This is a genomic window from Micromonospora andamanensis (genome assembly GCF_016863495.1).
Taxonomy (GTDB): Bacteria; Actinomycetota; Actinomycetes; order Mycobacteriales; family Micromonosporaceae; genus Micromonospora; species Micromonospora andamanensis.
Window position 1 is genome coordinate 1 of record NZ_BOOZ01000073.1, and the last position, 7,700, is coordinate 7,700.

Consider the following 7,700-nt stretch of genomic DNA (forward strand, 5'->3'; position numbering starts at 1 on the left):
AGTGCCGCCAACCTCATGATCAACAGGGGCTTGCCGGGGGAGAGGAGAGCGGGTTAGGGGAGGCGGTTTGTGGTGGTCAGGCGGCGGTACCAGTGGGCGGAGTCCTTCCAGGTGCGCTGTTGGGTGTCGTAGTCGACTCGGATGATGCCGAAGCGGCGGTCGTAGCCGTACGCCCACTCGAAGTTGTCCAGCAGGGACCAGACGAAGTAGCCGCGGACGTCGGCGCCAGCGGCCATCGCCTCGTGCGTGGCGGCGATGTGTCGGCGTAGATAGTCGATCCGGCGGTCGTCGTGGATCGCGCCGTCCGGCGACACGACGTCGTCGAAGGCGGCGCCGTTCTCGGTGATCATCAGCGGCAGCTCGGGATACTCGCGGTGCAGGCGCAGCAGCAGCTCGGTCAGACCGGCCGGCTCGATGTTCCAGCCCATTGCGGTGTACGGGCCGGGCTGCGGCAGGAACTCGACAGACTCGGAGCCGACCCACGCCGAGTGCGCCGAGCGGCCGTGCCCGTCGGAGTCCGACTTGGGTGACACACCGTCCCAGGCACGGACCAGTGTGGTCGAGTAGTAGTTGACGCCGAGCACGTCCAACGGCACCGCGGCGGTGTGCTCGTCACCGTCGCGGACGAACGACCAGTCGGTCACGGCCGCGGTGTCGGCGAGCAGGTCCGCCGGGTACGCCCCGTCGAGCATCGGACCGAGGAACGCCCGGTTGGCCAGGGCGTCGATCCGACGTGCCGCGTCGGCGTCGGCGGCCGAGTCCGAGGCCGGTCGGATGACGTGCAGGTTCAGCGTGACCGACAGCTGCGCCGCCGGTGCCAGGTCGCGGATCACCCGGCCGGCCAGGCCGTGCGCCAGGTTCAGGTGGTGTACGGCGGCCAGCGCCGAGGCCGGCTCGGTCCGCCCTGGCGCGTGCACTCCTGAGGCGTACCCGAGATAGGCCGAGCACCACGGCTCGTTGAAGGTGGTCCAGGTGTGCACCCGGTCGCCGAGCGCGCCGACGATCTTCGTGGCGTAGTCGGCGAAGCGGGCGGCGGTGTCCCGGGCCGGCCAGCCGCCGGCATCCTCCAGCACCTGCGGCAGGTCCCAGTGGTACAGCGTGGCCACCGGGCGGATGCCGAGGTCGAGCAGCCGGTCCACCAGCCGCGAGTAGAAGTCCACCCCGGCCTGGTTCAGCGCGCCCGAGCCGCCGGGCTGCACCCGGGGCCAGGCGATGGAGAACCGGTACGCCGCAAGCCCGAGCGCGGAAAGCTGGTCGAGGTCGTCGGCCCAGCGGTGGTAGTGGTCGGCGGCCACGTCGCCGGTGTCCCCGTTCAGGGTGCGACCCGGCGTGTGACTGTAGGTGTCCCAGATCGACGGTCCCCGTCCGTCCTCCTTCGCGGCACCCTCGATCTGGTACGCCGCAGTCGCCGAGCCCCAGACGAATCCCTCAGGAAACACGACGTCGCTCATGTAGCCACCTCCGTCACCTCGCACTCGTACCCGGACGACGCGCCCGCCACCAGCTCGGCGCTGGCCGTTCCGTCCTGGTAACACACCTCGAACTCGGTAGCCGGCCCACCATCGGGTGCCGGCACCCGGACCCGGGTCCGCTGCCCCGCCACCGGGGCGAACAGGCGCAGCCGCACGCCGTCGGCCCAGGCGTAGTCGGGCCGGTCGGTGACCGACCCGAACGGGATGACCGACCCGGGGCGGGCGAGCACGGGCACGCTGTCGAAGTCGTGCTTCTCGGTCATCCAGCCGGGCCCGGTGACCTGCGCCCCGCTGAGCAGGTGGGTCCAGGTGCCGGCGGGCACGTAGTAGGTCACCTGGCCGTCGGCGCTCATCACCGGGGCGACGAGCAGGTCCGGACCGAGCATGTACTGCCTGTCGAGGTGGGCGGCGGTGGGATCGTCCGGGAACTCCAGGATCATCGGCCGCATCACCGGTACGCCCTCGCGGTGGGCCTCCTCGGCCGCCGCCGCCAGGTACGGCATCAGACTGAGCTTGAGCCGGGTGAAGTGGCGCAGCACGTCCACGGCCTCATCGTCGTACGCCCACGGCACCCGGTACGAACCGGAGCCGTGCAGCCGTGAGTGCGAGGAGAGCAGGCCGAAGGCGATCCAGCGTTTGAACACCGCGGGGTCCGGGGTGCCCTCGAAGCCGCCGATGTCGTGGCTCCAGTAGCCGAACCCGGAGGCGGCCAGCGACAGCCCACCGCGCAGCGACTCGGCCATCGCCACGAACGTCGACTCGCAGTCGCCGCCCCAGTGCACCGGGAACTGCTGCCCGCCGGCGGTCGCCGAACGGGCGAAGACGACAGCCTCGCCTTCCCCGCGCTCGGCCGCCAGCAGCTCGAAGACGGTCTTGTTGTAGAGGTACGCGTAGTAGTTGTGCATCCGCTGCGGGTCCGAGCCGTCGTGCCAGAGCACGTCGGTGGGAATGCGCTCGCCGAAGTCGGTCTTGAAGCAGTCGACGCCCATGTCCAGCAGCACCTTGAGCTTGCCGGCGAACCAGTCGACCGCGTCCGGGTTGGTGAAGTCGACGAGCGCCATCCCGGCCTGCCACTTGTCCCACTGCCAGACCGAGCCGTCCGGGTTGCGGACCAGGTAGCCGGCCTGCCGACCCTCCTCGAACAGGTACGACCGCTGGGCGATGTACGGGTTGATCCAGACGCACACCTTCAGGCCACGCTCGTGCAGCCGGCGCAGCATCCCCTCCGGGTCCGGGAAGGTCGCCGGGTCCCAGATGAAGTCGACCCAGTGGAACTGCCGCATCCAGAAGCAGTCGAAGTGGAACACCGACAGCGGCAGGTCCCGTTCGGCCATCCCGTCGATGAACTCGGTGACCGTCTTCTCGTCGTACGACGTGGTGAACGAGGTGGACAGCCACAGCCCGTACGACCAGGCCGGCACCCGCGCCGGCCGCCCGGTCAGCGCCGTGTAGCGGCGCAGCACGTCCTTCGGGGTGGGGCCGTCGATCAGGTGGTAGGTCAGCGACTGCCCGGGCACGCTGAACTGGGTCTGCGACACCACCTCGGAGCCGACCTCGAACGACACGTGCTCCGGGTGGTCCACGAAGACCCCGTAACCGGCGTTGCTCAGATAGAACGGCACATTCTTGTACGCCTGCTCGCTGGCGGTGCCGCCGTCGGCGTTCCAGATGTCGACGGTCTGGCCGTTCTTGACGTACGCGCCGAAGCGCTCGCCCAGCCCGTAGATGGTCTCGCCGACGCCGAGGGCCAGCCGTTCGTGGACGTACTTGTGGCCCTCGGCGTCGGTGACCGCGCCGATGCTGCGCTCGGTGGACGAGGTGACCAGCCGGTCGCCGCGCAGGAAGTCCACCCGCCACGGCCCGGTCAGCGCGACCCGGACGGTCAGCTCGCCGGTGGTCAGCCGCGCGCTGAGCCCGGTGACCTCCACCTGCACCGGGTGGGTGGTGTCCTCGCTGAGGGTGAAGCGGGGCTGCCTGGGTAGCCCGCCGGTGTGGTGGCCGATCGTCACCCCGACCACGCCGGCTGCGGGGGAGAAGAACCGTACGGTGATCACCGGTCGGTTGAGCGTGTCCCCGCGTCCGGTGATCCGTCCGATAGGTGCGAAGACGGTGAAGGAGCGCTCGTCCGGCTCCACCGACTCCACGGTGCCGGGGCGCAGCACGCTGACCCCGGGACGCAGCTGCCAGTACCCGTCGGTGAACTTCACTTGTCGGCTCCTGCCGTGATGCCGCGCGCGAGGGTGCGCTGAAAGATGAGGAAGAACAGGATCGCCGGAAGAAGACTTATCAGCGCTCCGGCGTTCGTGGTGGGGGCGTCCATCAGTCGGTCGCCCTGCAACGAGGCCAACGCGACCGGGATGGTCTGGGTCTGGTTGTCGATGAGCATGACCAGCGGGATGAGGAACTCGTTCCAGGTCCAGATGAAGAAGAAGACGAGCAGCACCGAGATGGTCGGCCGGATGTTGGGCAGCACCACCCGCCACAGGATCCGCCACCGGCCGGCGCCGTCGAGCGCGGCGGCCTCCAGCAGGGCGCGGGGGAAGGTGCCGAGTACCGAGGCGAGCAGGTAGGTGCCGAAGGCGGCCTGGATGACTGTGAAGATGATGATGACCGCCAGGCGGGTGTTGTAGAGCCCCGCCTCCTTGGCGAAGTGGTAGAGCGGGTAGATCAGCGCCTCCTGCGGCAGCATGTTGGCCAGCAGGAAGAGGCCGATGATCCAGAGTCGGCCGCGGACCCGGCCGATGCCCAGGGCGTACGCGCTGAGCAGCGACACGACGACCGCGAGGACCGCCACCGAGCCGGAGATGACCACCGAGTTCCACAGCTTGACCGGGAAATCGACCTGCTCCCAGTACGTCCGCAGCCCTGTGGTGTAGAACTCCGCCGGCCAGCTCAGCGGCCCGTTCGTCGAGTAGTCACCAGGCGACTTGAAGGCGTTGAGCAGCATGAACGCGAACGGCACGAGCATGGCCAGCGCGGCGACGCCGACCACGACGAGCACGATCCAGCGCCCGACGCCGCGTCGGTGCCTGTCGCCCGCGCGTCGGGTGACCCGGGGTCGGGTGGTGAGGGTGACGGCCATCAGAGCACTCCGTCCCGTCGTTCGGCGCGGTTCTGCGCCCGGATGAAGAGCACCGCCACCACCACGATGATCAGCGTCAGCACCATCGAGATGGCCGAGCCGTAGCCGACGTTGAGTCGCTTGAAGAAGGTGAAGTAGGCGAAGTAGGACGGCACGTTTGTGGCGTTCTCCGGCCCGCCCCGGGTCAGCGCGTAGATCGGCCCGAACACCTTCATCGCCGCGATGGTGCAGGTCAGGCCGACCACGAAGGTCTCCGGCCGGATCTGCGGCAGGGTGATCGCCCGGAACCGTCGCCACCAGCCGGCGCCGTCGATCTCGGCCGCCTCGTACAACTCCGGGTTCACCCGCTCCAGCGCGGCCATGAAGACGACCACGGGGTAGCCGATCTGCACCCAGATCATCACCGCCATCACCATGGGCAGCGCGGTGTCCGGGTCGCCGAGCCAGTCGTGGCTGAGCGCGTCCAGCCCGACCGCGTCCAGCAACCCGTTGAGCGCGCCGTCCGGGCGCAGGATCCAGCCCCAGACGATGCCGGCCACCACGACCGGGAGCACCTGCGGCAGGTAGAAGGCGGCCCGCAGCGCGGCGGCGGTGCGGGGCCGGAACGTGCGGCTGATCGTGTCGAAGAGCACCGCGGCGAGCACCAGCCCGACCAGGGTGGGCACCACCACCATCGCCACGATCATCGCGACGGTGTTCTTGAACGAGGTCCAGAAGACGTCGTCGGTGAGCAGGTTGCGGTAGTTGTCCAGACCGATGAACGTCGGGTCGCCGACCCCGGACCACCTGGTCAGCGACAGGTAACCGGTGTAGATCAGCGGGCCGCCGATGACGAGCAGGAAGAGCACCGCGCCGGGCAGCAGGTAGAGCCAGTACGCGGCGGAGGAGCGGCCGGGCCGGCGGGGGCGCCCGGCGGTCGGAGTCGATGGTGACGCGCTCGCCCGGGGCGGGGCGGCGGTGTCGGGTAGAGCCATGGGAGGTCCTTCCGCGTCGGGGGCGGGCGCGGACCGGTGACCCGGTCACGCGGGCCGACGCCCGCCCCGGCCGCCGCTCAGTCGCGCTTGATCTCCGCGACGCCGTCCTGGTACGGCTTGGCGATCGCGTCGAGGACCTGGTCGGGCGTCTTGGACTGATTGATCAGACTCTGGAATCCGGAGACCAGTACGTCGTAGTAGCCGGGGACCGGCCAGTCCGGGTAGAACGCCAGTCCGTCCTGGGAGCTGATGGTGTTGAAGTTCTCGATCAGCCTGCGGTCCTTCTCGTCGCTTATCGTCGCCGGGTCGCCGGAGACCGGCACGCCACCGTTGTTGCCGATCAGCGCCTGGATCTCCGGACGCAGGGTGATGTCGATGAAGTCGTACGCCAGGTTCTTGGCCTTGCTCGTCTCCGGGACCACCCAGAGGTTGCCCGACGACCCGGCGTGCATGGTGTTGCCGGGAAAGAGGAAGCTGTCCCAGTCGAACGTGATCTCGCTCTTGAACCGGCCGTACCACCAGCTACCCGACACGATCATCGGCGCCTTGCCGGAGATGAAGGCGGTCCCCATGTCCTCGGCCTTCAGACTTGCCGAGTCCTTGGCGACGTAGCCCTTGCCGACCCACTCGGCGAAGGTCTCCGCGCCGTACCTGACCGGGTCGGCCTTGAAGTCCACCGGGTTGGCGTAGAGCTGGTAGTTGTCGACGAAGGCCCGGTCCGCGCGGGAGAGGGCGAGCTGGTAGAAGAGCTGGCCGGCCGGGTACTCGGCGCCGGACATGCCCAGCGGGGTGACGCCCTTGGCGACGAAGGTGTCCATCGCGGCGGTGAACTCGGCCATCGTCGTGGGGACGGTGACGCCGTGCTCGGCGAAGAGTTCCTTGTTGTAGTAGACCATCACGTACTCGCCGTAGTTGGGCACGCCGTACCAGTTGCCGGAGCCCATCACGCCGTTGTCGTACCGCGCGGTGGTCTGGAGGCTGGGGCTCAGCGCCTTGTCCCAGCCGCGCTTGGTCGCCTCCTCGGTCAGGTCGGTGAGCAGACCCTGCGAGGAGAGCAGCCCGGAGGTGGCGTTGCCCTTGTTGTACTCCATGATGTCCGGGCCCTCGGACGAGTTGATGATCATGCCGGCGTTCTGCTGGATCTGCTCGAACGCCTTGCGCTCGAAGCGCACCTCGACGCCCTGGTGCTCTTCCTTGAAGATCTCGATGGCCCGGTCCCAGGCGATCCCCATCGCGCTGTTCGCACTCTCGTAGTGCCAGAGCTTGAGGACGTTCGCGTCGCCACTGTCGTCGCCGTCGCCGCCGCAGGCGGCCAGGCCGGTCGCCGTGAGCGCGGCCACCATGGCCACCACGGCTACTCTGCGGAATCGTCGCATTGCTAGTCTCCCTGATGAGTATCGAGCCGGTACTCCGTCAAGCCCGTCGTCGCGTGGCAGCGCGACGACGGGCTGCTTTACTCGGGGCCCGAGGGCCCCCTGCCGTGCGCGATGTCGCCTGCCCTACCTGGCGGGCCGCTGGAACCACGGACCTCCAGCACGCACGGCAGCAGTTCCTGGTGGATCTCACCGTCGCCGGTCTCCACGTGCCGCAGCAGCGTCTGCACCGCGATCCGGCCCAGCGCCGAACCGGGCGAGGTCATCGCGGTCAGTGCGGGGGTGGCCAGCTCGGCGACCTGGGGTGAGGTGACCATCGAGACGACGGAGACGTCGCCGGGCACCGTCAGCCCCCGGGCGGACAGCTCGCCGAGCAGCCCGAAGACGGCGCTCTCGTTCATCGCCAGCACGGCCGTGAGATCGGGGGCCTGTCGTAGTGCGGTGGCCAGCGCGGCCCGACCGCTGGCGGCGCTGTCCTCGGCGGGGATCATCAGCGGCGTCAGGCCGTGCTCGGTCATCGCGGCGGTGAACGAGTCACGGGTCCGCAGCGCCGGACCGTAACCCTCGGCGATGGTGTCGGCCGAGTGGTTGACGTAGACGATGCGGCGGTGGCCCAGGCCGACCAGATGCTCGACGGCGTCGCGGACGGTCCGGTCGAAGTCGATGTCGACGTACGACAGGCCGGTCGGGTCCTCGGTACGTCCGATCAGTACCGTCGGCACGCCCGCCTCGCGCAGCACGTCCACCCTGGGGTCGTGCAGCTGGACCTCCATCAGCAGGGCGCCGTCGAGGATCCGCT

Annotated in this window: 6 protein-coding genes; all 6 read right to left on the bottom strand. The window is 69.2% G+C overall.

Features of this window, described 5'->3' with window-relative positions:
• Nucleotides 1-53 precede the first annotated feature (53 nt).
• Nucleotides 54-1,451, bottom strand: coding sequence for a GH1 family beta-glucosidase (locus Van01_RS31280; RefSeq protein ID WP_204015292.1), 1,398 nt, complete (start codon nt 1,449-1,451; stop codon nt 54-56).
• Nucleotides 1,448-3,679 carry an alpha-xylosidase gene (gene yicI / locus Van01_RS31285; RefSeq protein ID WP_204015294.1) on the bottom strand — a complete coding sequence of 744 codons (2,232 nt, stop codon included), beginning with the start codon at nt 3,677-3,679 and terminating at the stop codon, nt 1,448-1,450. Before yicI ends, Van01_RS31280 begins: the two co-directional genes overlap by 4 nt.
• Nucleotides 3,676-4,554 carry a carbohydrate ABC transporter permease gene (locus Van01_RS31290; RefSeq protein WP_204015296.1) on the bottom strand — a complete coding sequence of 293 codons (879 nt, stop codon included), beginning with the start codon at nt 4,552-4,554 and terminating at the stop codon, nt 3,676-3,678. Before Van01_RS31290 ends, yicI begins: the two co-directional genes overlap by 4 nt.
• Nucleotides 4,554-5,528, bottom strand: coding sequence for a carbohydrate ABC transporter permease (locus tag Van01_RS31295; protein ID WP_204015298.1), 975 nt, complete (start codon nt 5,526-5,528; stop codon nt 4,554-4,556). Before Van01_RS31295 ends, Van01_RS31290 begins: the two co-directional genes overlap by 1 nt.
• A gap of 77 nt (nt 5,529-5,605) precedes the next feature.
• Nucleotides 5,606-6,904, bottom strand: a complete 1,299-nt coding sequence (locus Van01_RS31300; RefSeq protein ID WP_204015300.1) for an ABC transporter substrate-binding protein — start codon at nt 6,902-6,904, stop codon at nt 5,606-5,608.
• A 77-nt stretch (nt 6,905-6,981) separates the two neighbouring features.
• Nucleotides 6,982-7,700, bottom strand: a 719-nt coding sequence (locus tag Van01_RS31305; protein WP_204015302.1) for a LacI family DNA-binding transcriptional regulator, incomplete at its 5' end; no start/stop codon positions are given.

Excerpts from the sequence above, each read along its gene's own strand:
- Van01_RS31280 (WP_204015292.1), bottom strand. The coding sequence starts at position 1,451 with ATGAGCGACGTCGTGTTTCCTGAGGGATTCGTCTGGGGCTCGGCGACT.
- Van01_RS31290 (WP_204015296.1), bottom strand. The coding sequence starts at position 4,554 with ATGGCCGTCACCCTCACCACCCGACCCCGGGTCACCCGACGCGCGGGC.
- Van01_RS31295 (WP_204015298.1), bottom strand. The coding sequence starts at position 5,528 with ATGGCTCTACCCGACACCGCCGCCCCGCCCCGGGCGAGCGCGTCACCA.
- Van01_RS31300 (WP_204015300.1), bottom strand. The coding sequence starts at position 6,904 with ATGCGACGATTCCGCAGAGTAGCCGTGGTGGCCATGGTGGCCGCGCTC.